The organism is Vibrio sp. 9-16B-A1, assembly GCF_056726165.1.
Genome location: NZ_JBSDZD010000009.1, coordinates 1 through 25,937, shown reverse-complemented (window position 1 = coordinate 25,937; position 25,937 = coordinate 1). Strand labels below are relative to the sequence as shown.

Here is a 25,937-nt window from a genome sequence, read left to right as displayed (position 1 = left end):
AATTTTGTGTGACAGAGGTGCAGGATGGGTCCGTTGTGGCTGGATGTGGAAGGATGTGAGCTGGATGCAGAGGAGCGCGAGCTGCTTGAGCACCCTCTGGTTGGCGGGGTAATCCTGTTCGCCAGAAACTATCACGATAATAAACAGCTGCTTGCGCTCAATAAGGCGATTCGCAAAGCCGCCGGTAAGCCGATTCTGATCGGGGTCGATCAGGAAGGCGGCCGGGTGCAGCGCTTTAAGGACGGCTTCAGCCGTATTCCCGCAGCGAGCCGCTATGGTGAGCTTGCCGGAGGGGAAGAGCTGGCCCGTCAGGCGGGCTGGCTGATGGCTGCTGAGCTGGTCGCTCATGACATCGACCTCAGCTTCGCACCGGTCCTCGACCAGGGCTATGAGTGCCGGGCCATCGGTAACCGGGCATTTGGCGAAGATGCCCAGACCATCATCCGTCATTCCGGCGCGTTTATTAAAGGGATGAAGCAGGCAGGTATGGCCACGACCGGTAAACACTTCCCGGGCCACGGCGGGGTAATAGCTGATTCGCATCTGGAGACGCCGGTAGACCCGCGCGATGATATTTTTGCGCTGGATATGGCGGTGTTTAAGGCCCAGATCGATGCCGGTATTCTCGATGCCATGATGCCGGCTCACGTGGTTTACCCGAATTATGATGACCAGCCTGCCAGCGGCAGCCAGTACTGGCTGAAAAAGGTATTGCGTGACCAGCTTGGTTTTAACGGGCTGGTGTTTTCTGACGACCTGGGTATGGAAGGGGCTAAGATCATGGGCGGCGCGGCTGAGCGGGCTCAGCAGTCTCTCGATGCCGGCTGTGACATGATTCTGATGTGCAACCACCGCCCGTCAGCGGTTGAAGTGCTGGATCGTCTGCCTGTAACAGAAGTACCCAAAGCGCAGGGACTGCTGAAAAAGCAGAGCTTTACGTTAAGCGAGCTGCAAAGCAGCCCGGAGTGGAAAGCAGCCAGCGAAGCGATGCGTCCGCTGGTGGATTAGTCTTTCGCCATATAATGCCTGCGCTGCTTAGGGGTAAGTTTTTCTATCGAGTAGCGCAGCATGGTACGGGGCATGGTTTTGCTGTGGCGGTCGAGAAAATCCAGCAGCAGTGCCGGGTCACGTTTGCCGGTTTCACGCAGCATCCAGCCGGTGGCTTTGTGGATAAGGTCATGCGGGTCGCCAAGCAGGGCCTCGCTGATGGCGAGAACATCCAGGTAGTCGCCGCGGCGGATAAAGTAAAAACAGGCCAGCACCGCGATACGTCGCCGCCACAGATCATCTGAGTCTTTCAGTTCATACAGCAGGCCCCGCTCTTTGTCTGCCAGATAGCCGCCGACGATTTGCGGCGCTGAGCTGTCGACGAGATCCCAGTTGTTGATGTAGCGGGTATGGGCCATATAGAGTTCAAATACCTGCCGGCGGGTTTCTGAGTCGCCTTTTTCAAACTTCTCCACTAACACAAACAACGCCATCAGGCGCACTTCATGGTATTCGCAGGTCAGCAGCGGCGTGACTTCATTCAGGCTCATTCCGCGCAGGGTTTTGGCGACTTTACGCAACTCTGGTACCCGGATACCGAGAAAGCGGTCTCCTTCGGCGTACTCTCCCGGTCCGGTTTTGAAAAAACGCTGGCTGTGAGCGGCGCGCTCCGGGTCGGCCAGCTCATTGAGCCTGTCCATCCAGTCTGTCATCAGTGGAATCCCAGAGTCTCTTTGAGGCTTTTCAGGTAGCGGCGGCTGACCGGAACCGGCTGACCGCTGCTGGTAATGATCTCGGCCAGGCCGTTTTCCAGCAGGCGGATCTCACGTATCGCTTTGGTGTTGACCAGGTACTGGCGGTGGCAGCGCAGCAGCGGGGTTTTTTGCTCCAGCACTTTCAGGGTCAGCTGAGAGGTGGCGCTTTCGGTAGCGGTCCGGATCTGCACGCCGCTGATGTCGGTGTAGGCAAATTCCACTTCCCGGACCGGGATGATCACAATCCGGTTGTGGCCGATACACGGCACCTGGCTGAGTTCACTTGGCGTGACAGGAGCAAGATCCTGCGGCGTTTTCAACTGATGGGTTTTCACCAGCCGGGCGATGCATTTCTCAAGGCGCGAGGGCTCGATAGGTTTGAGCAGGTAGTCAAACGCATTTTCCTCAAATGCCTGAATCGCATACTGGTCGTAGGCGGTGACGAATACTACGTTGGGCATGGTATCCGGGTCGAGCATTGCCAGCAGCTCCATACCAGAGACCTGTGGCATGTGGATATCGAGAAATACCACGTCCGGTTTGTGGGTGTTGATCTTCTTCAGGCCTTCTATGGCGTTACTGGCCTGATCCACCACCTCAATCTGGCCGGTTTCATCCAGCTGTTCGATCAGGGCTTCACGGGCAAACAGCTCGTCATCAATGACAATTGCGCTCAGCATGTCACTCCTCATTGTTCACGTTTTGTTGTTTTGATAATTCTGTCAGTGGCAGCAGGAAACTCATACGAGTATAGCGTCCCGGCTCACACTCTGTTTTGAGCGAGGCCGCTTTTCCGAGCCGGTTGGTCAGTCGCTTATCGACGATCTCCATCCCCAGACCGCCATGCTCATCCTTCGGGGCCTGATAGCTGCCGGCGTTGTCTTCCACCACGATGCGGTGCCCGCCGGTAACCGGCTGGCTGTAAATGCGCACCCTGCCGCCATCGAGCAGGTTGGAGATGCCGTGTTTGATCGCGTTCTCGACCAGTGGCTGCAGGGTAAAGCTCGGGATTTCCAGCTCAAGCAGGGACTCATCGATATCCGTTTCTACTTCCAGCCGGTCGGTGAAGCGGGCTTTCTCTATAGTCAGGTAGGCGTTTACGTGGGCCAGCTCCTCTTTGAGCCGGACTGTTTCGATGTTCTGTTTCAGGTTACTGCGGAAAAAATGCGACAGGTGCTGAATGAGCTGGCGCGCTTTCTCCGGGTCCCGCCGGGTAATAGCACTGATGGTATTGAGCGCGTTAAACAGGAAGTGCGGGTTCACCTGAGCATGCAGCAGCTTAAGCCTGGCCTGGGTCAGCAGGGTCTGTTTCTGCTGATAATCGCCGTAGAGGAGCTGACTGGAGAGCAGCTCGGCGATCCCTTCAGCCATCGACATATTGATGGTGGAGAAGAGCTTGTTCTTCGGTTCGTAGAGTTTGATGGTGCCCACCACTTCATCGCCCTGACGCAGCGGAATGATCAGCGCCGAGCCCAGCTTACACTCGGCAGACAGGGAACACTGGTAAGGTGTCTCGGTGCCGTCCAGGTAGATGATGTCATTCTGGTTGATCGAGTCCAGGGTGCACTGGGAGGAAATCGGAGTGTTGGGTTTATGGTGGTCATCGCCGATGCCAACAAAGGCGAGGATCTTGTCCCGGTCGGTGATTGAGACTGCGCCGACTTTGGTTTCTTCATAGACGATGCGGGCGATCTTATCGGCGTTGGTCGAGTTAAATCCGGAGCTGAGCACCCCGACGGTACGCTCAGCAATAGAGAGCGCCCGTCGGGAGAAGGTAGCCGAGTACTCTTCGAAAATGGTTTTCCTGTCCTGGAGGATGCTCATAAACAGCATCGCCCCGACTGAGTTGGCGATGATCATCGGTGCAGCGATGGCGGAGACCAGTGAGTACGCCTGGTCGAACGGGCGGGCTACCGCCAGGATGATCAGCATCTGAATCAGTTCGGCCAGCAGGGTGACCAGGAAGACGATCATCGGATTAAACAGCTGATCGCCCTTATCACGCCGGACATAGTAGCTGTGCATCAGGCCGCCAATCAGGCCCTCTGCAGTAGTAGAAATGGCGCACGCCACATCGGTAAATCCGCCGAGGCTGTAGCGGTGCATGCCGCCGGTCAGGCCGACCAGAAAGCCCACCACAGGGCCACCAAACAGGCCGCCCATGACCGCGCCGATCGCCCGGGTGTTTGCAATCGCATCGTTGATCTGCAGACCAAAATAGGTGCCCATGATACAGAACAGGGAGAAAACTACGTATACACTGAACTTGTGGGTCCAGCGCTGGGAGATGTTGAGCAGGGGCAGTACCAGCGGCGTCTTGCTCAGCATATAGGCCAGCACCAGATAGACACACATCTGTTGCAAAAGGGAGAGAACTAAATCCATATCGGCTCTGGGTCGTCGCGTTTTCCCTATTGTATTAGAGAATGCTCTGATTCGGTATGTAAATATATTTTTACGGTAAATGTTTATTTTGATTTACACTTGCAATTCCATTTTATGCTGTTAATTTGTGCTTATTGTCTTTTCAGAGCCCAGAATGGAATCTGGGTGTAAAATATAAAATACAGGTTTAGTGATGCAGAAAAGTGAACTCAGTAACATTCATATCAGTGACGAGCAGGTCCTGATCACACCAAATCAGTTAAAGCAGGAGATCCCGCTCAGCGATAACGCCCGCCGCTTTATTCAGCATTCGCGCAACGAAATCGCCGACATCATTAAGAAGAAGGATCACCGCCTGCTGGTGGTATGTGGTCCATGTTCAATTCATGATGTCGATGCAGCGATGGATTACGCCAAGAAGCTCAAAGCGCTGTCTGAGAAAGTTGGTGACCAGCTCTACCTGGTGATGCGGGTTTACTTTGAAAAGCCGCGTACTACGGTAGGCTGGAAAGGGCTGATTAACGACCCGCACCTGGACGGCAGTTTCGATATCGGCCACGGCCTGCATGTAGCGCGCAAGCTGCTGGTGGATCTGGCTGAGATGGAAATCCCGCTGGCGACCGAAGCGCTGGACCCTATCAGCCCGCAGTACCTGGGGGATACGTTCAGCTGGGCGGCGATCGGTGCGCGTACCACCGAATCCCAGACTCACCGTGAAATGGCCAGTGGTCTGTCGATGCCGGTTGGTTTCAAAAACGGCACCGACGGCAGTCTTTCAACCGCGATCAACGCCATGCAGGCAGCCTCTTCCGGTCACCGCTTTATGGGTATTAACCGTGAAGGTCAGGTGGCGCTTCTGACTACCCAGGGGAACCCGGATGGTCACGTGATCCTGCGTGGCGGTAAGCAAACCAACTATGATTCTGTTTCTGTCACCGAGTGTGAGCAGGAAATGGCGGCTGCGGGTCTGGATGCGGCGCTGATGGTGGACTGCAGTCACGCTAACTCGCGTAAAGATTACCGTCGCCAGCCGCTGGTTGCTGAAGATGTGCTGCATCAGATCCGCGAGGGTAACCGTTCGATCATTGGCCTGATGATCGAGAGCCATATTAACGAGGGTAACCAGTCATCGGATCTGCCACGCGAAGAGATGAAATATGGCGTATCCATCACCGATGCCTGTATCAATTGGGAAGCAACTGAGGCACTATTAACGCATGCACATCAAGAGCTTGTGCCTTTCTTACAACAGCGTATCCAGGATTAACAAGGTAGTGTGAATGGCTGCAGAATTAGACCAACTCAGAGATCAGATAGACAGTGTAGATAAGCAGATGCTGGATCTGCTGGCGCAACGGCTTGCGCTGGTAGAACAGGTCGGTGAAGTAAAGAGCCGGCATGGCCTGCCCATCTATGTACCCGAGCGGGAAGCGGCAATGCTGGCATCGCGCCGGGCAGAGGCAGAGCGCCTGGGAGTACCGCCCCAGCTGATCGAGGATATTCTGCGCCGCACTATGCGTGAGTCGTATGCCAGTGAAAAAGACTCAGGTTTTACCTGCCTGAAACCTGAGCTCGGCCCGGTGGTGATCGTCGGTGGCCGCGGTCAGCTCGGCAGCCTGTTTGCCCGTATGTTTACCCTGTCAGGATACGAAGTGCGTGTTCTGGGCAGTCAGGACTGGGAGCGGGCAGAAGAGCTGGTTTCTGACGCCGGTCTGGTGGTAGTCACGGTTCCTATTCATCTGACCGAAGACGTTATCGCCCGGCTGCCAAAGCTTCCGGAAAACTGCATTCTGTGTGATCTTACTTCGATAAAAGCCAAACCACTGCAGGCGATGCTGGACGCGCACAGCGGCCCGGTGGTTGGCCTGCACCCTATGTTTGGTCCGGATGTACCAAGCCTTGCCAAGCAGGTGGTGGTGCGCTGTGACGGCCGTCAGCCAGAAGCGTATGAGTGGCTGCTGAAACAGATCGAGATCTGGGGTGCGGTAGTGTGTGATATTGACGCGGCTCAGCACGACCACGGTATGACCCTGATCCAGGCGCTGCGTCACTTCACTTCTTTTGCTTACGGCCTGCATCTGTGCAGTGAGAATCCGGAGCTGGATAAACTGCTGCAGCTGAGCTCACCTATTTACCGGCTGGAACTGGCGATGGTCGGCCGTCTGTTTGCCCAGGACCCGAATCTGTACGCGGACATCATTATGTCCTCAGAGCAGAATATCGAGATGATCAAGCGCTTCCACCACCGCTTTGGTGAAGCGATCGCCGTGCTGGAAGGCAAAGACAAGCAGGCGTTTGTCACCGCATTCGATAAGGTCTCAGACTGGTTCGGCGACTACTCGCAGCAGTTTATGGATGAGAGCCAGAAGCTGCTGAAGCAGGCTAACGACGCGATTCACAGGCCGCGGAGTTAACCCATAAAAAAAGAGCGACGTAAGAGTCGCTCTTTTTAGTCCGGAGCCAGCACCTGGCTTTACTCGTTTCCATGGTCTGAAGTGACCCCTTAAAGCAGCCTTCAGCTCTGTGCAGTCGCTGTCGCGAGATGCGTATTCCCCCTGCTGACAGAAGATCCTGAATCGCGCTTTACCAGTGAGATAGGGGAATGTTAACGGGAGCGCGTTCAGGATGACCGTTTTCAGTTCTTGTGGTCATTTGGCTTCTCTGAACGCTTCACCAGATCCCGGCTCGCGCCCGCCCCTGAGAGTGGTAACAGTTAAGCGGAACGCGTCCGGGACGACAAATGTTATTTTAATCTACCAGCCTCCTCGAACCACGTCCCACGAACCCCGCAACCAAAAAGAGCAGCTGCCAAGCTGCTCTTTTTTCACACTCAGTTCTTCGCCGTATCCGGCAGACTCACTGGTTCAGGCTGCTGGGTCAGCAGGACCTGTTGCTGAACCACCTTGTTGACGATCGCCAGCAGTGACGGCCACTTGATGCTGCGCTCTTTTTCAAACAGCTGATCAAAGTTCTCCGGCCCCCAGGCGATAAAGTTGGCCGGGTTAAGGGTACGGCCAAGGAAGCGTACTTCGTAGTGCAGGTGGGGGCCGGTGGAAGTGCCGGTGTTGCCGCACAGGGCGATAAGCTCACCCTTGCTGACGAACTGGCCGCTGCGCACCTTGAAGCTGTTCAGGTGAGCGTAGGCGGTCATAAAGCCAAACGAGTGGCGCAGTTTCAGGTAGTTTCCGTAACCCTGGTTGCTCGGGCGGGTAAATTCCACCACGCCATCTGCCGGGGCAAAGATGGGCTCGCCCGGAGAGCAGGTCATGTCGTAGCCACGGTGGAAGTGACGCTTACCTGTGATTGGGTGGCGGCGGTAGCCGTAGTCAGACGAGATACGCTCAAAACTCATCGGCGCCTGGTTGGGCAGCAGACGGAACAGGGTGGTGCGCACGGCGGAGTCGACGGCTGCGGCATCGATACGGGCTTCGAGATTCTGCTCTTCACGCGGCTCATCGCCGCCAAGGCCCAGTACGGTTTCCACGTCATTGACCCGCTGGCCCAGCGCGACGATCTGAGAGTTCTTGTCTTCCAGTTCAGATGCCAGGGTGTGATTCGACAGGGCTTCCGCTTCATACAGGGTTTTGAACTGACTGCTCTTGCTGTCCAGGTAGGCAACCTGCTGCAGCGCGGCGTCAAAGTTGCGCACCATCTTTTGTGTCTTGTGCTCCAGTATCTGTTGAGTCTGGGTATATTGCAGGTAGCACCAGAGTGCTATCGCCGGCGAGAGGGCGATAAAAAACAAAAAGGCCCACACGGCCTTTCTGGATACGGAAAATTGTTCAGCCCCACCCCTGACAGGGATGGAGATCAGGATCTTGCGTTTTTGCATTACTAATCATGTGAGCCAAGATCAGACAACTGTTCCAGCTCGCGGTGCAGCAGGGATTCATCCCCGACGTTGAGCTCAACCAGCCGCTTGAGGTGGCTAATACTATCAATATCAATGTGTTGTATTTTTAGTCGGATGGAATTGTGATCCAGCCCGACAATTTCGGCCTGCAATGTTATCACAACATCGCTGCCTGGAAGGGTAAAAGTTACGTTGACGCTCTGGTCACGGTTCAGAAGGTGTGACTCATCATGGGCACTGACCAGCAGCCCGTGCAACGAGAGATCGTGGATATTGCATTCCAGGTTTACGCCCTGCTGGGAAAGGGTGGCAGGGGCCTGATAAACAATTCTTGAAAAGCGGCGGCGTTCTATCATAGTTCTCTCTCGAAACGGATCCTTTTGATTCATCATAGCTTTAGTTTAGCTTACCAGCACGGGTGCGGCTAAAAACTGTGATACGGGCGGAGAACCGGATTGATAACGGACATAAAAAAGGCCACCGGTAGGTGGCCTTAATATGACAGCGATTACTTGGCAATACGCTTGTACTTGATACGGTGAGGCTCTGCTGCCTGAGCGCCCAGAGTTTGCTTCAGCCACTCAGAGTACTCGGTGTAGTTACCTTCGTAGAAGTTCACCTGACCTTCATCACGGTAGTCCAGGATGTGGGTCGCGATACGGTCCAGGAACCAGCGGTCGTGCGAGATAACCATTGCGCAGCCCGGGAATTCCAGCAGCGCTTCTTCCAGCGCACGCAGGGTTTCTACGTCCAGGTCGTTGGTTGGTTCATCGAGCAGCAGTACGTTGCCGCCGGTTTTCAGCAGTTTTGCCAGGTGAACACGGTTACGCTCACCACCAGACAGCTCGCCGATCACCTTCTGCTGGTCTACACCTTTGAAGTTAAAGCGTGAACAGTAAGCGCGGGCAGGGATTTCGAAGTTGTTGATCTTGATGATGTCAGCGCCTTCAGAAATCTCCTGGAACACCGTCTTGCTGTCATCCATAGAGTCACGGAACTGATCTACAGAGGCCAGTTTCACGGTATCACCCAGTTCGATGGTACCTGAGTCCGGCTGCTCTGTGCCGCTCAGCATCTTGAACAGGGTAGATTTACCGGCACCGTTGGCACCGATGATGCCCACGATCGCACCTTTAGGCACGCTGAACGACAGGTCGTCGATCAGAACGCGGTCACCGAATGATTTGGTCAGGTTATTCACTTCGATAACCTTGTCACCCAGACGCTCACCCGGCGGGATAAACAGTTCGTTGGTTTCGTTACGCTTCTGGTGATCTGAGTTGTTCAGCTCTTCAAAGCGGGCCATACGCGCTTTCGATTTCGCCTGACGACCTTTAGGATTCTGACGAACCCACTCAAGTTCTTTCTCGATGGTCTTCTGGCGCGCTTTCTCCTGAGAGGCTTCCTGCTTCAGACGTGCGTCTTTCTGCTCAAGCCATGAGGTGTAGTTACCTTCCCATGGAATACCTTCACCACGGTCAAGTTCCAGAATCCAGCCAGCTGCGTTATCCAGGAAGTAACGGTCGTGGGTAATCGCCACAACGGTACCGTTGTAATCGACCAGGAAGCGTTCCAGCCAGCCAACAGACTCTGCGTCCAGGTGGTTGGTTGGTTCGTCGAGCAGCAGCATGTCTGGTTTTTCCAGCAGCAGACGACAGATAGCCACACGGCGGCGCTCACCACCGGACAGGTGTTCAATCTTCTGGTCCCACTCTGGAAGACGCAGTGCATCGGCAGCACGCTCCAGGGCGTTATCCAGGTTGTGACCGTCTTTCGCCTGGATCAGCGCTTCCAGTTCACCCTGTTCTTTTGCCAGTGCATCGAAGTCGGCTTCCGGTTCTGCGTAAGCTGCGTAAACCGCATCAAGGCGTTTCAGCGCATCGGCTACATCAGCAACGGCTTCTTCAACCACTTCACGTACGGTTTTTGATTCATCCAGCACCGGCTCCTGTGGCAGGTAGCCAACATTCAGGCCTGGTTGTGGACGCGCTTCACCGTCGATATCGGTATCGATACCCGCCATGATGCGCAGCAGGGTAGATTTACCCGCACCGTTCAGGCCCAAAACACCGATTTTGGCACCCGGGAAGAAGCTCAGAGAGATGTCTTTTAGGATCTGACGCTTAGGTGGAACAATTTTGCTCACCCGCGACATGGTATAGACGTATTCAGCCATTGCCGATCTTTCCTGTTTGTACAAAAAAATAGGGGGCTATTTTATACCAGGTCCGCTTTGAATGTCAGTGGAGAGACCGGTTTTTTATCCGGGTAATAATTTGACATTGTTTCGACGGAACTCTCATTTCCAGGCCGGGGTCTGCAATATAAGTGACTTAAAGCCGGGGGAGGAGTTTACTGGGCGTATGACAACTGTCATCAAACCAGTTTAGGCTTGTGTTACCGGCCTGAGTGGTCTTGAATGAACAGGCAGGCGCACTCAGCGCGATTTCAGATTGCCACAACCAATAATTAGAAGGCAAAGCATTAAAGGAAGTACACCATGCGTCAGACACATTATGGACTGGGACTATTACTGGGCTGGCTGGCGGCATTGCCGGCCAGTGCCACCACGCAGGATGCGCTCGTACAGCAGCGCGACCTGTATGAGCAGGCGCAGCAGATGCTTGATGCCAAAGAGCCGCAGCGTTACCTTGCAATGCGTGATCAGATAGCGGCGTATCCGCTGACTCCTTATCTCGATTACCGCACCTTTTTACTTCAGCTGGGTGAGAAAACCCCGGCAGAAGTGACCGCGTTTCAAAAGCAGTTTTATGAACTGCCGTTTTCACAGCGCATTCGTGCTACTTACCTTGACCGGTTAGCCGCCGATGGCCGATGGCAGGAGATCAACGAGTATCAGACCCGGGTGCCACGCGGAGAAACCTATTTGTGCCACTACTACACCGCTAAGCTGGAAACCGGGGATAAGGCGTCCGCCTATCGCGGGGCGGCGAAGCTGTGGCGCAGCGGCAGCAGCGTCAGCGAAGCCTGTGACGAGCTGTTTGATGCCTGGAAAAAGACGGACGGCTTTACGGATGAGGCGATTCTGGACCGAATGCTGCTGACGTTTGGCGCGGGCAATGGCCAGATGATCAGCTATCTGTCGAAGATGCTTAAAGATCCCGAAGCCGGAGAAGCGCTCAAAACCCTCTACCGCAAACCGGAAGGGGCGGGGGCATACGCTAAAAAGCAGTTCGTCACTGAGTTCAATCAGCAGTTGTCACAGCTGGCGCTGAAACGTCTGGCACGCAAAGACATTGAAGAAGCGGTCAGCCAGTTTGCCCTGGTGGTGAAAGGCCAGAAGCTCAGTGACGGGGAGGCCCGCAAGCTGAAAGATTACCTGGCGGGCAGGCTGATGACCAGTGACGATAAAGCCCTTATTGTCTGGCGCGACAAAGCCATCGCCGCCAGCCACAGTGATTCGCTCAAAGAGCGCCGGATCCGCCAGGCGATGCGCAGTGCAGACTGGGCGGGCGTAGAGGCATGGATCCTGCGCCTGTCTCCGGGACAAAAAACGTCGCTGCGCTGGCAGTACTGGCTGGCGCGGGCTGAAATGGAAAACGGCCAGCACCGCCAGGCTCGCAAGCGCCTGGAAGGTATGCTGGGTCAGCGTCACTACTACAGCGTTGTCGCCGCCCAGACTCTGGGTAAAGCGGTGCGGTTTGATATTGAGAAAACCCATGTGGATATGAGTTCGCTCAAAAAGCATCAGAGCACGCTGGATCGGGTAGAAGAGCTGATCGCGCTGGATAAGATCGCTGCGGCCAAAAGTGAATGGGACTGGTTGCTGGCCCGTTCAAACGAGACTCAGAAAGCGGCTCTGGCCAAATACGCGGCTTCGCAGCGCTGGCACCATCTGACAGTAAAAGCCTCGATCGCTGCCCGGGTATGGGATGATATCTATCTGCGTTTCCCGGTGGCGCACCGCTGGTGGTTTGATTTCTACGGCGATAAATATGATGTTCAGCCCCTGACGCTGATGTCACTGGCCCGTCAGGAGAGCGGTATGGATGCCGAGGCCCGTTCGCCGGTTGGAGCACGGGGTATCATGCAGATCATGCCACGCACCGCGCAGTACACTGCCCGTAAGCTGGATATCCCCTATGATGGCCCTTCACAGCTCTATTCGGTGCAGAAGAATATTGAGATCGGTTCCGGCTACCTGAGCAGTCTGCTCGACCGCTACGACGGCAACCGGATCTACGCCTTTGCCGCTTATAACGCCGGACCTTACCGGGTGGATTCGTGGCGCGAGCAGACGGATAAGCAGCTGGATGTATTTGCCTTTATTGAAGCGATCCCGTTTAACGAGACCCGCGGATACGTGCAGAACGTGCTGATGTTTGAGTCTTATTACCGCTACCTGACCGGCAAACAGGGCGAGTTTCTCACCAATGGTGAAAGAAATGCGAAGTACTAGATGGGATTTGGACGCGTCACCGGATAGAATGTGACGCGTAACTATTACCATTTAGTGACTATCACCATTTAGTAACTACCACCATTAAGATGAGAGCCCTGTATGTCAGTAAAACCAGAATATTCTGAGTGGCAGGACCTGCTGGATTTAGTGAAGTATGCGACCGAAAACGGTCAGCACGAACTGTTTTTGACCATGCTGATGACCCCGGATGAGCGCGAGGCCATGGTGGCCCGAGTGAACATCTTTCATGAACTGCTGAAAGGGGAGATCTCCCAGCGCCAGATCAGTCAGATGCTGGGCGTCGGCATTGCCACCATTACCCGGGGTTCTAATGAGCTGAAAGGTAAGTCAGCGGATGAGAAGCAGCAGCTTCAGGCGCTGCTGCAGGCTCAGATCGACGCTAAAAACGCTCAGGATTAAGAAATGGGATCAGCGCCAGGATTAACGCCTGGTGGTAAACGCTGCTGCGGGTCAGTTGATGACCGGTCAGCAGGCCAATCGCGCCTCCCTGCTGTTTGATGTTTTGGGTGCCAAAGGTGGCATCCATGACATCTCCCAGTTCACTTCCTTCCCTTACTTTCTCCAGTACTTCCGGTGGCAGCATCAGGCTGGCAGAGCGGGACTCGCCCCGTTTATGCTGATCTTCGATGATCATCCAGGCATAGGTCGAACTGCCGTGGATCCCGGCTTCCAGCCCGACATAATAATCGGCTTCCGGCCGGGCCTGTTTTGCGTTGTGTACCCGGTTCAGCGCGCCCTGTTTTGTCTCGCTGTCATTGAGGGGCTGATCGGGGACTCCGCTCGGGACTGATACCCCTTCGAACTCAAATAACTCAGTGGGCATGGCCTGTTCAAACGCGCTGGTGACGGCACTGATCTTGGCCGGGTTAAGGGAGGCTATGATGACTTTCTTTCCTGACGTAGCTGTTGCCATTGATGAAGCTCTTCTATTTTCATTGGCTTACCAAAGTGGTAGCCCTGCATGTAATCGCAGCCACTGTCTCTCAGCCACTGGAACATGGCGTGGTTCTCCACCCCTTCAGCGGTAACGCACAGTTTTTCTGAGTGACAAAGCTCGATCAGCGGTTTAATGATGTGTCCTTTGTTGGTCTCTAACATAGAGATCAAAAACTGCCGGTCAAGCTTAATTTTCTGGATTGGGTAACGCACCAGTTGGGTAAACGAGGTATATCCGGAGCCAAAATCATCAATTGCCAGCGGGAAGCCGAGGCGGTCCAGCTCATGCAGCAACGGGAAGTCCTGGCTGTTGGCGGCAAAAGTCTCGGTGATTTCAAACGCCACCAGGTGATGCGGCACGCTGTGGAAGCGGGCCTCTTCAACGATAAAGTCCGCCAGCGGGCTGTAGTTGAGCTCGGCTGAAGAGAGGTTCACCGATAGCTGCACCGGATAGCTGAACTGGCGCTGCAGGTGATGAAACTCACTGAACGCCTGCTTGATCACCCAGCGGTCGATCTCTTCAAACAGCCCGGTTTTTTCCGCAATCGGAATAAACTCATCCGGGGAGACAAACCCCAGTTTGGGCGAATCCCAGCGAAGCAGTGCTTCGACACCAGCGACATGGGTCTCGTTGCGATCCACCAGAGGCATGTACACAAGATAAAACTCATCGTCATAGTGCTGTTCGCGCAGGGCCCGCTCGATGTCATTGTTGCGCCGTATGATCGCATCGAGCTCCGGTGAATAGAAAGCATAGCGGTTCTTGCCCGCATCCTTGGCCTGATACATTGCCGTATCGGCCCGTGAGAGCAGTTTCTCTATGCTGTTGCCATCTTCACCCCACGAAGCGATACCTATACTGGCGGTGATCGGGTAGGTGCCGGTGGCAGTCTTGAGTCCATTTTGCATCGGCAGCAGGATCCGGTCACAGAAGCTGTGGATCAGCATCCTGTGATCCTGGGGCGCATCCAGATAGACGGCAAACTCATCACCAGACAGGCGCGAAGCATAGATCATGGTGTGGTAGCGCTGCTGGAACTCTATCGCCAGGTTTGTCAGTTGCTGGGCAAAGTGTACCAGCACCATGTCCCCGACTTTATGCCCGTACTTGTCGTTCACAAACTTGAAGTTGTCCAGATCCACGTACATCAGCCAGGCGCTGTGGAGCTCTTTATTGAGATGCTCTGTACGCTCAACGACCTGGTTGTGGAAGTGGCGCCGGTTGGCCAGCCGGGTCAGCTGATCGCTGTCTGCCAGCTCTTTGGTTTGCTGGAAACTGTCTGCCAGCTCCTGATACATCTGATGAAACTTGTGGGACAGGTTGCCAATTTCATCTTTGCTGTTGAGTACTTCTATATTGGTTCTGCGGTTGGCTTCCACTTCCCGTAACTGGGTGTCCAGATGGGTGATGGGGCGGATCACGTAGCGGAAGAACAGCGTAAGCAGGATCATTACCGCCAGCGCAGACGAGAGGCCGAAGGCGATCAGCAGTTCCCTGAGCAGGCGCTCCAGCCGCTGTTTGAGCAGAAATGAAGCCGGATCTATGGTGGCATAGATCCCGTTATCCAGCGCTACCGAATAGGTCAGGGTTTGCGTCTCTTCCGGAGGGGTGCTGGAATATGTCACTACGGTGTGGTGTTCCAGTTCCAGTTCGTGCAGCAGGGCATCAAAAGAGGCTGCCGATGTCATTACCGCGACGATCAGAGTGTGCTCATCGGGTGGTCCCAGCGGAGGCTGGAAGGTTCTGCGGTCATAGGTGTCATAGCGCACCAGCAGGCCGCTGCCATCGTTATTGTAGAGGTAGACGGTTTTGTCCGTGTAGTTGTCGTTCAGTGAGTGACTGATGAACTCACGTACGCCGGGGCTGAGTGCAGAAAACGGATCGGTGCCGTTGTCTACGTAGAGCAGCGGGTTGGCCTGATGGTCAAGCAGTGCCAGTGCGGCAAAGCCCTGGTCGGTTTTGGCGAGATCTTTGAGCATCCCGGTCAGGTTTTCACTCAGGTGCACTTCCCGGTATGGGTTGGTGCTGTCAGTAAAATAGCGTTGCAGTACCGGGGTATTGGCCAGGGTATAAGCGTAGCTGTCGAGAAAGGCATCCGCCTGACGGTAATGGCTGGCCAGCTTCTCCATTTTCAGCTCAATTGAGCTGCGTTCCAGCTTGATGATCGCCTGTTTCTGGTTGAGATAGATGATATAGCTCGACAGCGCTGCACTGAGCAGCACTGCAGGAATGATTAACAGCAGGGTACGCTGACTCAGTTTCATCGCTGCTCCTGCTTATGTTCTTTTAAAATGGCGTTGATGATACGGCTGCGCAGTATCGCCGTTCCCTGGGGCAGGGAAGTGTAAAAGTCGCTCTTGTGAATAGTGGCGTCATTCAGATAGAGAGAGGGGTTGTAACTGCCATTGGCTTTTTGGATCTCAATCGCTGCCGGGCTTGGCGATGCGTTACCCACATCGCTCGCGTTGAGGGCAGCCACATCCGCTCCATTAAGATAGTTAATAAAGGCCATGGCCTTATCTTTTTGGGCAGAAGTGGCCGGAATGGCGATACAATCCACCCAGACCAGGCTGCCTTCCTGCGGCGTGACAAAATGCCAGTTGTTGTGCGGCGCAAGTTCGTTCAGCGTGACTTCATCGCCGCTGTAGGCCATGGTCAGGTACAGTTCCTCATCATCCGGATGGTTTTCGATATAGCTGATTGGATAGCCGTAGTGCAGCACATAAGGAAGCTGGTTACGCAGCCGGGTATAGGTTTGCTCCAGCAGGTGCTGATCTATTTCGGTAAAGTCAGTGCCGCTGAGGATCACTGATGGCAGCAGCATATCCCAGTAATCACTGATCATGCCGATATGCCCTTTCAGTGCCTGGGGCGGGGTCATCAGGGTATGCCAGGAAGCCGGGGGAGACAGGATTTTGTCACTGCGGTAAGCCAGCCCCATCGCTCCCCAGAAATAAGGCACGGCGAAGTCGCCGCACTGTTTCATCCAGTGAGGATCGATATATTTCAGGTTGGGCATGGCATTGCGGGCTTCGTCATTGAGCCTGGTCAGGGCGCCGCTGCTGCCCAGCAGACCGGCACTGATCATATCGACTATCACCAAATCAAACGCCCCGGCAGGGGAGGAAGTCAGGATGCGGTCGCGCTCGCCATCGGAGTCAAAAAAGACCTGTTCAACGGTCTGTGACTGTTCGGTTTCCCACCGGGCGATAACGGACTCCGACAGGTAATACTGCCAGTTAAATACCGTTAACGTGTCTCCGGAGCATGCAAAAGCTGCAAACAGCAGCGAAAGATATGCCCATCGCATAGGAGAGGCCTCTTATAATTACTTTATTTATAAGCTTAATTATAAGAGGCAAAGTAATCGCTGTCAGTGATGAAACTTAATTAGTCTCAGTTAAATTGACCTGGGTTGCCTTAATGTTTTCACTTGGATAGCAGCCAAGTACTTTCAGATGGCGGGTTATTTTGGTCAGCTCAGACAGTGCCTGCTGCATCTCCTGCGATTCCAGGTGTGCTTCCAGGTCAACATAGAACATCTCTTCCCACGGATTACCCATGATAGGACGTGATTCCAGCTTGGTCATGTTGATGCCGTAGCGCTGCAGTACCAGCAGGGTTTCCACCAGGGAGCCCGCTTCCTGAGAGGTGGACATAATCAGGGTGGTTTTGGCCGGGATCTGGGCGGAGACATCCACCGGCTTGCGTGCGACAACAATAAAGCGTGTGTGGTTCTCTGTCTGATTGGCAATGTTGCCCTGAATGGCCTGCAGGCCGTACAGCTTGCCGCTCGATGCGTTACCGATTGCTGCCACTTCCGGGCTGTTGAGTTCTTTGACCTTTTTCATGGCGTCGGCGGTACTGGCGCACGATTCCAGGGTAACGCCTTTCAGGCGTGACAGGAACTCACTGCACTGCTGATGCGGCTGCGGATGCGAGTAGAGGGTTTTAATTTGCTCAAGGCGCAGCTCAGAGGTCGCCAGCAGGCAGTGTTCTATCGGCAGGGTCAGCTCACCTACGATGTGCAGGGTGGTGTGCTGGAGCAGGTCATACACTTCGTTAATCGAGCCGGAACTGGTGTTTTCAATCGGCAGCAGGCCGTAGTCTGCGTGACCGGATTCGACCGTTTGGGCGACTTCTTTAAAGTGACTGCAGCTCAGTTCGATAAGCTCTGTGTTACGGCGGCTGAAGTATTCCCGGCTGGCCAGGTGTGAGTAGGAGCCGGTTGAGCCAAGGAAAGCCACCCGTGCCAGTGGTTTGCGGCTCTGGGCCGGGTTGAGCAGGTTTTGCAGGTAAGCCTGCTGGAGCAGAACAGAGTCTTCAATAATGGTGTGGAACAGCTTGGTGATGTACTGGGCGTCCAGATCATATTTATCACGGCCGTTGCTGATAAGTTTGACCAGCAGTTGCTGTTCCCGCTCGGCATCGCGTACCGGTTTTGAGGTTTCGACTTTGCTTTTGGCGACTTCGATGCTCAGCTGACGACGTTCGGAAAGCAGTGCAAGCAACTGGTCGTCGAGCTCGTTGAGACGCAAGCGAATTTCATTGAGTCTGTCTGTCATAAATTTTTCCCTGTCATTCCGGCCGGTTCACCTGAGTGCCAGCCGGTATAAAAAAAGCCTCCCTGAGGAGGCTTTCTGTTCGTTTTTGATTTCTCTTTAGTAACGAGCTAAGCCTCTGCCTGTTCAGCAGCTAAAAAAGAAGTCAAAAAAGAACAGCGATGAATTTGTCATGGGTTTCCCTTTGTTTAGCGAGTATCCACAATAAGCATGCAACCATACATCGTCAAGTAAAAAAAACGGCGCCCATTGGGCGCCGCGTAATGATTCGTCTCCTGATTATTCCTGCTCTTCCAGCTCTGGTTTTTCTGCGTGGCTGGCACGACGCGCGTCAGGTTTGTGGCGCAGTTTATTTAGTTGTCTCTCCAGTTTTTGTTCTGCTTCATTTACTGCCGCGTATAAATCTTCATGGATTGCTGATGCCACCAGTTGTCCTTTGGGTACCGAGATGATGGCTTCGAACTTCATTTTATTGTTCGGTTCTTCGCTGATGCTGGTCTGGCAGCCGATAATGTCTACCTGCCATTTCTCCAGTTTTTTAAACTTGCTCTCAACATGCGCACGGATTGCAGAGGTGATTTCGATGTTTTTGCCAGTGATGTTTACTTTCATAGTTATTTTCCTCTGTAGCATCCCTCATGGGTTAACTCCAGATTACCCATTCAGGGCTAAATGAATGTGATCGGGATCACTTAAATGAGTGGTGTTTTTGGGTGAAAGACTAAATGTGATCCCGGGCAAATCCTGCCCTGATTTCTGCATAAAAATCTTGTGCCGGAGCCAAAAGTCATTAGATTGGATTAAGTAGCAAGCTGAAAATGATTCGTTTTTGGTGGCTTTGTACAGCCTTAAAAAACAAATGATTAAAAGCTGAACAGCAGGGAAGTGTGAGTTCTGTCTCACCAGGATTCTGACTGCTGTGAAACCCGGATATAAAAAAAACGCTCCCCATTTGGGCAGCGGTTTTTTTGTGTCAGCAGCAATCAGAGCGGGTTGAGTTCGATCAGTTGCTCAGTGCGTTGTACCGATTCGGTCAGGCCCAGCTTTTTGTAGGCTTCGAGCTGGATACGCAGTGATTTACGTGCCGCCACCGTATCCGGGTACGTTTTCTGCAGTTCCTGGCAGCGGTTGATCGCGGCAATCCAGGCTTCGCGGCGCAGGTAGAAATCGGCTGTGGCCAAATCGTACTCCGCCAGGCGGTTTTTCAGTGCCAGCATACGTTTTTGTGCATCGGCAGCATACGGGCTGTCCGGATAGCGCTGCAGCATACGTTTGAAATCATTAAAGGCGGCTTTAACCGGTTCAGGGTCACGGTCGCTGCGGTCAATGTTGAATACGTCATGCATAAAGTTGCGATCCTGGGCCATGTGGGTCAGGCCACGCATGTACAGCACCCAGTCGGTTTTCTCGTGGGTCGGGTTAAGACGCAGGAAACGCTCAATAGTGGCCAGGCCAAGCGGCAGGTCATTGTTCTTGTAGTAAACGTAGATCAGGTCAAGTTGCACCTGCTGGGTATAGGCCCCGAACGGATAGCGGGTATCCAGTGCTTCCAGTTTGTCGATGGCGGTACGCCAGTTACCGGTTTGAAGCGCGGCTTTCGCATCAGCGTACAGCTCTGCTGGTGGCACATCAGGCACGATTTCCTTGCTGCTTGAGCAACCGAACAGCAGTCCGAGCATTAACAGGCCTGATAAAGTCTGCTTTTTCATATCAGCGGGGGGTTCCTTGCAATATTTATTTCTATACCATCCGTTACATCTTGCCGGTTAACGGATACAATGGCCAATTAAACCATTTTATCCATACCAGTGGCTAGAGGCCGTTGGCCGATAAAGTTTGAACCGGGTTTTGTTCAGCGCGATTGATGCGCTGTTTCTCCGGTCAGGCTGGCATTATAGGCGGGCTTATGCCCCTCCGGCAAACGACAGTGGCCTCTGTTAGTCCCACAGATTGAAAAAAAGTTCGATATGGCTCAGCAAATTGAATTAACAAGTATTGTAAAACCAGCCCAGCTTGGTCAGCGTCTTGATCAGGCAGTAGCAGAGCTGTTTGGTGATTATTCACGTTCCCGGCTCAAGGAGTGGTTGCTGGAAGGCAAAATTAAGGTCGACGGCGTTGTCGTGACCAAAGCCCGTCAGAAAGTGATGGGTGGCGAAGAGATCGTACTTTTGGCCGAACTGGAAGACGAAGAGCGCTGGGAAGCCCAGGATATTCCGCTGGATATCGTCTTTGAGGATGATGACATTATCGTTATCAATAAGCCGCGCGACTTTGTGGTTCACCCGGGCGCAGGTACGCCGGATGGCACTGTACTGAATGCCCTGTTGCACCATTACCCGGCGATCGCCGAAGTGCCGCGTGCAGGCATCGTGCACCGTCTGGATAAAGACACCACCGGCTTGATGGTGGTGGCGAAAACCGTACCGGCTCAGACCCGCCTGGTTCGTGCGCTGCAAAAGCGTAATATCACCCGTGAGTACGAGGCGATCGCTATCGGTAAAATGACCGCTGGCGGTAAAGTGGATAAGGCGATTGGCCGTCACTCGACCAAGCGTACCCTGATGGCAGTGAGCGAAATGGGCAAACCGGCGGTAACTCATTACCGTGTGGCAGAGCACTTCCGTGAGCACACCCGTATCCGTCTGCGTCTGGAAACCGGCCGTACACACCAGATCCGTGTGCACATGTCTTACCTGCAGCATCCGCTGCTGGGTGATATCGCCTACGGTGGCCGTGCCCGTATTCCAAAAGGAGCGAGCCAGGAACTGACGGATATGATCCGTGCATTTGACCGTCAGGCACTGCATGCTGTGATGCTGCGTTTCGAGCACCCGATCACCGGTGAAGAGCTGGAGTTCCACGCACCGGTACCGGACGATATGGTTGCCATGACCGAAGCACTGCGTGAAGACGCCCGCGAGAACAAAGAAGAAGAGTACTGAGCATGAACATCCCCAACTGGCCGGCGCCAAAGTGCGTTAAAGCTGTCAGTTCCACCCGGATCGGCGGAATCTCCCGCGCGCCTTATCATGGGCTGAATCTGGGTGATCACGTTGGGGATGACAGTGATTCAGTGCGTCGCAACCGGGCGATTTTCCGTCGTCAGGTAGAAATGCCGTCTGAGCCGGTATGGCTGAATCAGACTCACTCGACTGAGGTCGTGCTGGTTTCTGAGCCGCAGGTGCAGGCCCTGGACGCGGACGGCAGTGTCACGACCACACCTGGCGTGGTGTGCTGCGCCATGACCGCTGACTGTCTGCCGGTGCTGCTGACCGATATGGACGGCACCCAGGTTGCTGCTGTACACGCGGGCTGGCGCGGGCTGGCAGACGGTATTGTGGAGCGAGCGGTGGCGATGTTCGATAAGCCGGTGATGGCCTGGCTTGGTCCGGCTATCGGCCCTGCTGCGTTTGAAGTCGGCGATGATGTGGTTGAAGCATTTACCGGCTTCGACCAGCAGGCCAAAGCCGGTTTTACACGTAAAACAGACGGTAAATGGCTGGCTGATATGCCGCTGCTGGCGACTCAGCGACTGAATGCGCTTGGAGTGAATCAGGTTTACGCCAGTGATTTGTGCACTTACCGTCAGCCGCAGCAGTTCTACTCTTACCGCCGCGACGGCGTAACCGGCCGGCTGGCGAGTTTTATCTGGATCGAACCCGCTTAATCCGCTCCTCCTCTCAACCTTGAAAAAATCCGTGGCGAATCCCATCTATTGAACATATTGTTTTTATTGTTCAGGTTAGTTTGGCCACGGAGGTTGATATGCGCCTTGACCGCTTTACCAGTAAATTTCAGGTTGCTATCTCAGACGCCCAGTCGCTCGCTTTGGGGCGGGATCATCAGTATATAGAACCTGTTCACCTGATGGTGTCTCTGCTTAATCAGGATGGCAGTACCATTCGTCCTCTTCTGACATCACTCGGTGTCGATGTCAGCCAGCTTCGCTCCAAGTTGAGTGAAATGCTTGACCGTCTGCCCAAAGTCAGTGGTATTGGCGGTGATGTGCAACTCTCCTCTGGTATGGGCACCTTGTTCAACATGTGTGACAAGGTGGCGCAAAAACGCCAGGACGCCTATATCTCGTCAGAAATTTTCCTGCTGGCAGCAATTGAAGACCACGGTCCGCTGGGGCAGTTGCTTAAAGAGCTGGGGCTGACCGAAAAGAAAATTGCGGATGCTATCGAGCAGATCCGTGGTGGTCAGAAAGTCGATGACCCGAACGCAGAAGAGAAACGCCAGGCGCTGGAGAAGTTCACCATAGACCTGACCGAACGCGCCGAGCAGGGCAAGCTTGATCCGGTTATCGGCCGTGATGATGAAATCCGCCGCACTATCCAGGTGCTGCAGCGCCGTACCAAAAACAACCCGGTGATCATCGGTGAACCCGGGGTAGGTAAAACTGCCATCGTTGAGGGGCTGGCGCAGCGCATCATTAATAATGAAGTGCCGGAAGGCCTGCGTGGCCGCCGGGTGCTGTCGCTGGATATGGGCGCACTGGTTGCCGGTGCCAAATACCGCGGTGAGTTTGAAGAACGTCTGAAGTCGGTGTTAAACGAGCTCTCTAAAGAAGAGGGCAATGTCATTCTCTTTATCGACGAACTGCATACCATGGTCGGCGCCGGTAAAGGCGAAGGCTCTATGGATGCGGGTAATATGCTTAAACCGGCACTGGCCCGGGGTGAGCTCCATTGCGTTGGTGCAACTACCCTTGACGAATATCGCCAGTATGTAGAGAAAGACGCGGCCCTGGAGCGCCGCTTTCAGAAAGTGCTGGTGGACGAACCGAGTGTTGAAGACACGGTGGCGATTTTGCGCGGTCTGAAAGAGCGCTATGAGTTGCACCACCATGTAGAGATCACCGACCCGGCTATCGTAGCGGCGGCCAGTCTGTCGCACCGTTATGTCTCGGACCGCCAGTTGCCGGATAAAGCTATCGATCTTATCGATGAGGCGGCGTCCAGTATCCGGATGCAGATCGACTCCAAGCCAGAATCACTGGATAAACTCGACCGCAAAATCATTCAGCTCAAGATAGAACAGCAGGCGCTGGTCAATGAGCACGACGAAGCCAGCACCAAACGTCTGGGTGCGTTAAACGCCGAGCTAAAAGAGAAAGAGCGCGACTACGCCGAGCTTGAAGAGATCTGGAAAGCGGAGAAAGCCGCTCTTTCCGGTACCCAGCACATCAAGTCAGAACTTGAACAGGCGAGGATGGACCTTGAAGTCGCCCGCCGGGCCGGTGATTTGAACCGGATGTCTGAACTTCAGTATGGTCGTATCCCTGAGCTTGAAAAACAGCTCGACCTGGCCGCTCAGGCAGAAATGCAGGAGATGACCCTGCTGCGTAACAAAGTCACCGACGCAGAGATTGCCGAAGTGCTTTCCAGACAAACAGGTATCCCTGTGTCCAAAATGCTGGAAGCAGAGAAAGAGAAACTGCTGCGCATGGAAGAAGTGCTGCATAAGCGGGTGATTGGTCAGGGTGAAGCAGTAGAAGTTGTCGCGAACGCGATCCGGCGCAGCAGGGCTGGCCTGTCTGACCCGAACAAGCCTATCGGCTCTTTCCTTTTCCTTGGCCCTACCGGGGTGGGTAAAACCGAGTTGTGTAAAACACTGGCCAACTTTATGTTCGACAGTGAAGACGCCATGGTGCGTATCGATATGTCGGAGTTTATGGAGAAACACTCGGTCGCTAGATTGGTTGGTGCGCCTCCGGGTTATGTCGGATATGAAGAGGGCGGCTACCTGACCGAAGCGGTAAGACGCAAACCTTACTCGGTGATTCTGCTCGATGAGGTAGAGAAAGCGCACCCGGATGTGTTCAACATTCTGCTGCAGGTACTTGATGACGGCCGTCTGACTGACGGCCAGGGACGTACGGTCGATTTCCGTAATACCGTGGTGATCATGACTTCTAACCTGGGTTCTGACCGGATTCAGGAAAACTTTGCTGCGCTGGACTACCAGGGTATTAAAGAGAAGGTAATGGAAGTCGTTACTCATCATTTCCGTCCTGAATTCCTGAACCGGGTAGATGAGAGCGTGGTGTTCCATCCGCTGGGCAAAGAGCATATTAAGTCGATTGCGGCGATCCAGCTCGACCGTCTTGGTATGCGCATGGCTGAGAAAGGCTACGAGCTGGAAGTATCGGATAAAGCACTGGAGCTTATCGCTGAAGTGGGCTTTGATCCTGTTTATGGTGCCCGTCCGCTTAAGCGGGCGATACAGCAGGGGGTCGAAAATCCGCTGGCGAAAGACATTCTTGGCGGAAAAATCATGCCGGACAGGAAAGTTAAGCTGGTGGTCAGCAACGACAGAATCATTGCACATCAATAAAAATCAGCGATAAAAAGGGCCTTTTGGCCCTTTTTTTGTGCGATTTGTTTTCTTTGTGACCGGTTGATGCCCCAAAGGGCATTTTTTTTAAATTTACGGTTGCGCCCGGAAAGAATCTCCCTATAATGCGTCCTCGTTGTCACGGACAACACGACGGAAAAAAGAGTTTGACACAAGAAGTTAACTCGTTAAAATGACCGTCCGCTTTGAGAAAGGCTCTCGAAGCAAGCTCTTTAACAATATAAACCTATCAATCTGTGTGGGCACTCGTTGATGATAATCAATATGAAACTTCGGTTTCAAAATGGTTTCAATGATACGAAGTGACCATTGAGTCTTCGGACTCAGCACAGTCAATTCAAACATTACTATATGTAATGTTCAGTATTCATTGAGCCGACAAAATCTTAAATTGAAGAGTTTGATCATGGCTCAGATTGAACGCTGGCGGCAGGCCTAACACATGCAAGTCGAGCGGCAGCGACATAAACAATCCTTCGGGTGCGTTTATGGGCGGCGAGCGGCGGACGGGTGAGTAATGCCTGGGAAATTGCCCTGATGTGGGGGATAACTATTGGAAACGATAGCTAATACCGCATAACGCCTTCGGGCCAAAGAGGGGGACCTTCGGGCCTCTCGCGTCAGGATATGCCCAGGTGGGATTAGCTGGTTGGTGAGGTAAAGGCTCACCAAGGCGACGATCCCTAGCTGGTCTGAGAGGATGATCAGCCACACTGGAACTGAGACACGGTCCAGACTCCTACGGGAGGCAGCAGTGGGGAATATTGCACAATGGGCGCAAGCCTGATGCAGCCATGCCGCGTGTGTGAAGAAGGCCTTCGGGTTGTAAAGCACTTTCAGCAGTGAGGAAGGCATTGTCGTTAATAGCGGCATTGTTTGACGTTAGCTGCAGAAGAAGCACCGGCTAACTCCGTGCCAGCAGCCGCGGTAATACGGAGGGTGCGAGCGTTAATCGGAATTACTGGGCGTAAAGCGCATGCAGGTGGTTTGTTAAGTCAGATGTGAAAGCCCGGGGCTCAACCTCGGAATAGCATTTGAAACTGGCATACTAGAGTACTGTAGAGGGGGGTAGAATTTCAGGTGTAGCGGTGAAATGCGTAGAGATCTGAAGGAATACCGGTGGCGAAGGCGGCCCCCTGGACAGATACTGACACTCAGATGCGAAAGCGTGGGGAGCAAACAGGATTAGATACCCTGGTAGTCCACGCCGTAAACGATGTCTACTTGGAGGTTGTGGCCTTGAGCCGTGGCTTTCGGAGCTAACGCGTTAAGTAGACCGCCTGGGGAGTACGGTCGCAAGATTAAAACTCAAATGAATTGACGGGGGCCCGCACAAGCGGTGGAGCATGTGGTTTAATTCGATGCAACGCGAAGAACCTTACCTACTCTTGACATCCAGAGAACTTAGCAGAGATGCTTTGGTGCCTTCGGGAACTCTGAGACAGGTGCTGCATGGCTGTCGTCAGCTCGTGTTGTGAAATGTTGGGTTAAGTCCCGCAACGAGCGCAACCCTTATCCTTGTTTGCCAGCACTTCGGGTGGGAACTCCAGGGAGACTGCCGGTGATAAACCGGAGGAAGGTGGGGACGACGTCAAGTCATCATGGCCCTTACGAGTAGGGCTACACACGTGCTACAATGGCGCATACAGAGGGC

The 25,937-nt window shown here is 53.9% G+C and carries 20 protein-coding genes, 1 rRNA gene and 1 other annotated feature; of the genes, 9 read left to right on the top strand and 12 right to left on the bottom strand.

Going from position 1 to position 25,937, the window contains the following annotated elements; all coding sequences use genetic code 11:
* Positions 1–24: 24 nt before the first annotated feature.
* Positions 25–1,008, top strand: a complete 984-nt coding sequence (gene nagZ / locus ACVB80_RS14965; protein ID WP_481082096.1) for a beta-N-acetylhexosaminidase — start codon at positions 25–27, stop codon at positions 1,006–1,008.
* On the opposite strand, the gene ACVB80_RS14960 is transcribed toward nagZ, so the two are convergent.
* From ACVB80_RS14960 to ACVB80_RS14950, 3 genes are read right to left on the bottom strand one after another with little or no spacing between them, the layout of a single operon-like run.
* Positions 1,005–1,700, bottom strand: a complete 696-nt coding sequence (locus ACVB80_RS14960; protein WP_481082095.1) for a DNA alkylation repair protein — start codon at positions 1,698–1,700, stop codon at positions 1,005–1,007. The genes nagZ and ACVB80_RS14960 overlap by 4 nt on opposite strands.
* A complete protein-coding gene (gene btsR, locus ACVB80_RS14955) occupies positions 1,700–2,422 on the bottom strand; it encodes a two-component system response regulator BtsR (protein ID WP_481082094.1) in 723 nt (240 codons plus the stop codon). The genes ACVB80_RS14960 and btsR overlap by 1 nt, the downstream gene beginning before the upstream one ends.
* A gap of 1 nt (position 2,423) precedes the next feature.
* Complete coding sequence (locus tag ACVB80_RS14950; protein WP_481082093.1) at positions 2,424–4,127, bottom strand: LytS/YhcK type 5TM receptor domain-containing protein; 1,704 nt, start codon at positions 4,125–4,127, stop codon at positions 2,424–2,426.
* A 193-nt stretch (positions 4,128–4,320) separates the two neighbouring features.
* Here ACVB80_RS14950 and ACVB80_RS14945 point away from each other — a divergent pair, with 193 nt between their 5' ends.
* Both ACVB80_RS14945 and tyrA read left to right on the top strand, forming a co-directional pair.
* Positions 4,321–5,394 (top strand): 3-deoxy-7-phosphoheptulonate synthase, encoded by a 1,074-nt coding sequence (locus ACVB80_RS14945; RefSeq protein ID WP_481082092.1) that lies wholly within the window; start codon positions 4,321–4,323, stop codon positions 5,392–5,394.
* Between the two features lie 13 nt (positions 5,395–5,407).
* Complete coding sequence (gene tyrA, locus ACVB80_RS14940) at positions 5,408–6,541, top strand: bifunctional chorismate mutase/prephenate dehydrogenase (protein ID WP_481082091.1); 1,134 nt, start codon at positions 5,408–5,410, stop codon at positions 6,539–6,541.
* 416 nt (positions 6,542–6,957) lie between these two features.
* Here the strand turns inward: tyrA and ACVB80_RS14935 are convergent, their stop codons facing one another.
* The 3 genes from ACVB80_RS14935 to ettA form a co-directional block, all read right to left on the bottom strand.
* A complete protein-coding gene (locus ACVB80_RS14935) occupies positions 6,958–7,959 on the bottom strand; it encodes a M23 family metallopeptidase (protein WP_481082090.1) in 1,002 nt (333 codons plus the stop codon).
* 2 nt (positions 7,960–7,961) lie between these two features.
* A complete protein-coding gene (locus tag ACVB80_RS14930) occupies positions 7,962–8,336 on the bottom strand; it encodes a PilZ domain-containing protein (protein ID WP_481082089.1) in 375 nt (124 codons plus the stop codon).
* A gap of 152 nt (positions 8,337–8,488) precedes the next feature.
* Entirely contained in the window at positions 8,489–10,156 is a 1,668-nt protein-coding gene (gene ettA, locus ACVB80_RS14925) for an energy-dependent translational throttle protein EttA (RefSeq protein ID WP_481082088.1), read from the bottom strand.
* A 324-nt stretch (positions 10,157–10,480) separates the two neighbouring features.
* On the opposite strand from ettA, the gene ACVB80_RS14920 reads away from it, so the two are divergent.
* On the top strand, positions 10,481–12,400 hold the full coding sequence (locus ACVB80_RS14920) for a transglycosylase SLT domain-containing protein (protein ID WP_481082087.1): 1,920 nt from the start codon (positions 10,481–10,483) through the stop codon (positions 12,398–12,400).
* Positions 12,401–12,502: 102 nt separating this feature from the next.
* Positions 12,503–12,823 (top strand): trp operon repressor, encoded by a 321-nt coding sequence (gene trpR, locus ACVB80_RS14915; protein ID WP_481082086.1) that lies wholly within the window; start codon positions 12,503–12,505, stop codon positions 12,821–12,823.
* Here the strand turns inward: trpR and yjjX are convergent.
* The 6 genes from yjjX to bamD form a co-directional block, all read right to left on the bottom strand.
* Positions 12,804–13,337, bottom strand: coding sequence for an inosine/xanthosine triphosphatase (gene yjjX, locus ACVB80_RS14910; RefSeq protein WP_481082085.1), 534 nt, complete (start codon positions 13,335–13,337; stop codon positions 12,804–12,806). The genes trpR and yjjX overlap by 20 nt on opposite strands.
* Positions 13,301–15,625, bottom strand: a complete 2,325-nt coding sequence (locus ACVB80_RS14905) for a putative bifunctional diguanylate cyclase/phosphodiesterase (protein WP_481082084.1) — start codon at positions 15,623–15,625, stop codon at positions 13,301–13,303. The genes yjjX and ACVB80_RS14905 overlap by 37 nt, the downstream gene beginning before the upstream one ends.
* Positions 15,622–16,671 (bottom strand): polyamine ABC transporter substrate-binding protein, encoded by a 1,050-nt coding sequence (locus tag ACVB80_RS14900; RefSeq protein ID WP_481082083.1) that lies wholly within the window; start codon positions 16,669–16,671, stop codon positions 15,622–15,624. Before ACVB80_RS14900 ends, ACVB80_RS14905 begins: the two co-directional genes overlap by 4 nt.
* A 76-nt stretch (positions 16,672–16,747) precedes the next feature.
* Positions 16,748–17,926, bottom strand: coding sequence for a prephenate dehydratase (gene pheA / locus ACVB80_RS14895; RefSeq protein ID WP_481082082.1), 1,179 nt, complete (start codon positions 17,924–17,926; stop codon positions 16,748–16,750).
* A 47-nt stretch (positions 17,927–17,973) separates the two neighbouring features.
* Positions 17,974–18,095: a sequence feature (Phe leader region), on the bottom strand.
* A 107-nt stretch (positions 18,096–18,202) separates the two neighbouring features.
* Positions 18,203–18,535, bottom strand: coding sequence for a ribosome hibernation-promoting factor, HPF/YfiA family (hpf, locus tag ACVB80_RS14890; protein ID WP_481082081.1), 333 nt, complete (start codon positions 18,533–18,535; stop codon positions 18,203–18,205).
* Between the two features lie 371 nt (positions 18,536–18,906).
* Positions 18,907–19,632, bottom strand: a complete 726-nt coding sequence (gene bamD, locus ACVB80_RS14885; protein ID WP_481082080.1) for an outer membrane protein assembly factor BamD — start codon at positions 19,630–19,632, stop codon at positions 18,907–18,909.
* A gap of 258 nt (positions 19,633–19,890) precedes the next feature.
* Here bamD and rluD point away from each other — a divergent pair, with 258 nt between their 5' ends.
* The 4 genes from rluD to ACVB80_RS14865 all read left to right on the top strand — a co-directional run.
* Entirely contained in the window at positions 19,891–20,865 is a 975-nt protein-coding gene (gene rluD / locus ACVB80_RS14880) for a 23S rRNA pseudouridine(1911/1915/1917) synthase RluD (protein ID WP_481082079.1), read from the top strand.
* 2 nt (positions 20,866–20,867) lie between these two features.
* Complete coding sequence (gene pgeF / locus ACVB80_RS14875; RefSeq protein WP_481082078.1) at positions 20,868–21,590, top strand: peptidoglycan editing factor PgeF; 723 nt, start codon at positions 20,868–20,870, stop codon at positions 21,588–21,590.
* Positions 21,591–21,688: 98 nt separating this feature from the next.
* On the top strand, positions 21,689–24,262 hold the full coding sequence (clpB, locus tag ACVB80_RS14870) for an ATP-dependent chaperone ClpB (protein ID WP_481082077.1): 2,574 nt from the start codon (positions 21,689–21,691) through the stop codon (positions 24,260–24,262).
* A gap of 409 nt (positions 24,263–24,671) precedes the next feature.
* Positions 24,672–25,937 (top strand): 16S ribosomal RNA (locus ACVB80_RS14865); the annotation flags it as partial.

Bases quoted from the DNA above. Each gene is read 5' to 3' on its own strand.
- bamD (WP_481082080.1), bottom strand. From the start codon at position 19,632: ATGAAAAAGCAGACTTTATCAGGCCTGTTAATGCTCGGACTGCTGTTC.
- clpB (WP_481082077.1), top strand. From the start codon at position 21,689: ATGCGCCTTGACCGCTTTACCAGTAAATTTCAGGTTGCTATCTCAGAC.
- rluD (WP_481082079.1), top strand. From the start codon at position 19,891: ATGGCTCAGCAAATTGAATTAACAAGTATTGTAAAACCAGCCCAGCTT.
- trpR (WP_481082086.1), top strand. From the start codon at position 12,503: ATGTCAGTAAAACCAGAATATTCTGAGTGGCAGGACCTGCTGGATTTA.
- tyrA (WP_481082091.1), top strand. From the start codon at position 5,408: ATGGCTGCAGAATTAGACCAACTCAGAGATCAGATAGACAGTGTAGAT.
- ACVB80_RS14930 (WP_481082089.1), bottom strand. From the start codon at position 8,336: ATGATAGAACGCCGCCGCTTTTCAAGAATTGTTTATCAGGCCCCTGCC.
- ACVB80_RS14920 (WP_481082087.1), top strand. From the start codon at position 10,481: ATGCGTCAGACACATTATGGACTGGGACTATTACTGGGCTGGCTGGCG.
- ACVB80_RS14905 (WP_481082084.1), bottom strand. From the start codon at position 15,625: ATGAAACTGAGTCAGCGTACCCTGCTGTTAATCATTCCTGCAGTGCTG.
- pgeF (WP_481082078.1), top strand. From the start codon at position 20,868: ATGAACATCCCCAACTGGCCGGCGCCAAAGTGCGTTAAAGCTGTCAGT.
- btsR (WP_481082094.1), bottom strand. From the start codon at position 2,422: ATGCTGAGCGCAATTGTCATTGATGACGAGCTGTTTGCCCGTGAAGCC.
- ACVB80_RS14945 (WP_481082092.1), top strand. From the start codon at position 4,321: ATGCAGAAAAGTGAACTCAGTAACATTCATATCAGTGACGAGCAGGTC.
- nagZ (WP_481082096.1), top strand. From the start codon at position 25: ATGGGTCCGTTGTGGCTGGATGTGGAAGGATGTGAGCTGGATGCAGAG.
- yjjX (WP_481082085.1), bottom strand. From the start codon at position 13,337: ATGGCAACAGCTACGTCAGGAAAGAAAGTCATCATAGCCTCCCTTAAC.
- ACVB80_RS14935 (WP_481082090.1), bottom strand. From the start codon at position 7,959: ATGCAAAAACGCAAGATCCTGATCTCCATCCCTGTCAGGGGTGGGGCT.
- ettA (WP_481082088.1), bottom strand. From the start codon at position 10,156: ATGGCTGAATACGTCTATACCATGTCGCGGGTGAGCAAAATTGTTCCA.
- ACVB80_RS14900 (WP_481082083.1), bottom strand. From the start codon at position 16,671: ATGCGATGGGCATATCTTTCGCTGCTGTTTGCAGCTTTTGCATGCTCC.
- pheA (WP_481082082.1), bottom strand. From the start codon at position 17,926: ATGACAGACAGACTCAATGAAATTCGCTTGCGTCTCAACGAGCTCGAC.
- hpf (WP_481082081.1), bottom strand. From the start codon at position 18,535: ATGAAAGTAAACATCACTGGCAAAAACATCGAAATCACCTCTGCAATC.
- ACVB80_RS14960 (WP_481082095.1), bottom strand. From the start codon at position 1,700: ATGACAGACTGGATGGACAGGCTCAATGAGCTGGCCGACCCGGAGCGC.
- ACVB80_RS14950 (WP_481082093.1), bottom strand. From the start codon at position 4,127: ATGGATTTAGTTCTCTCCCTTTTGCAACAGATGTGTGTCTATCTGGTG.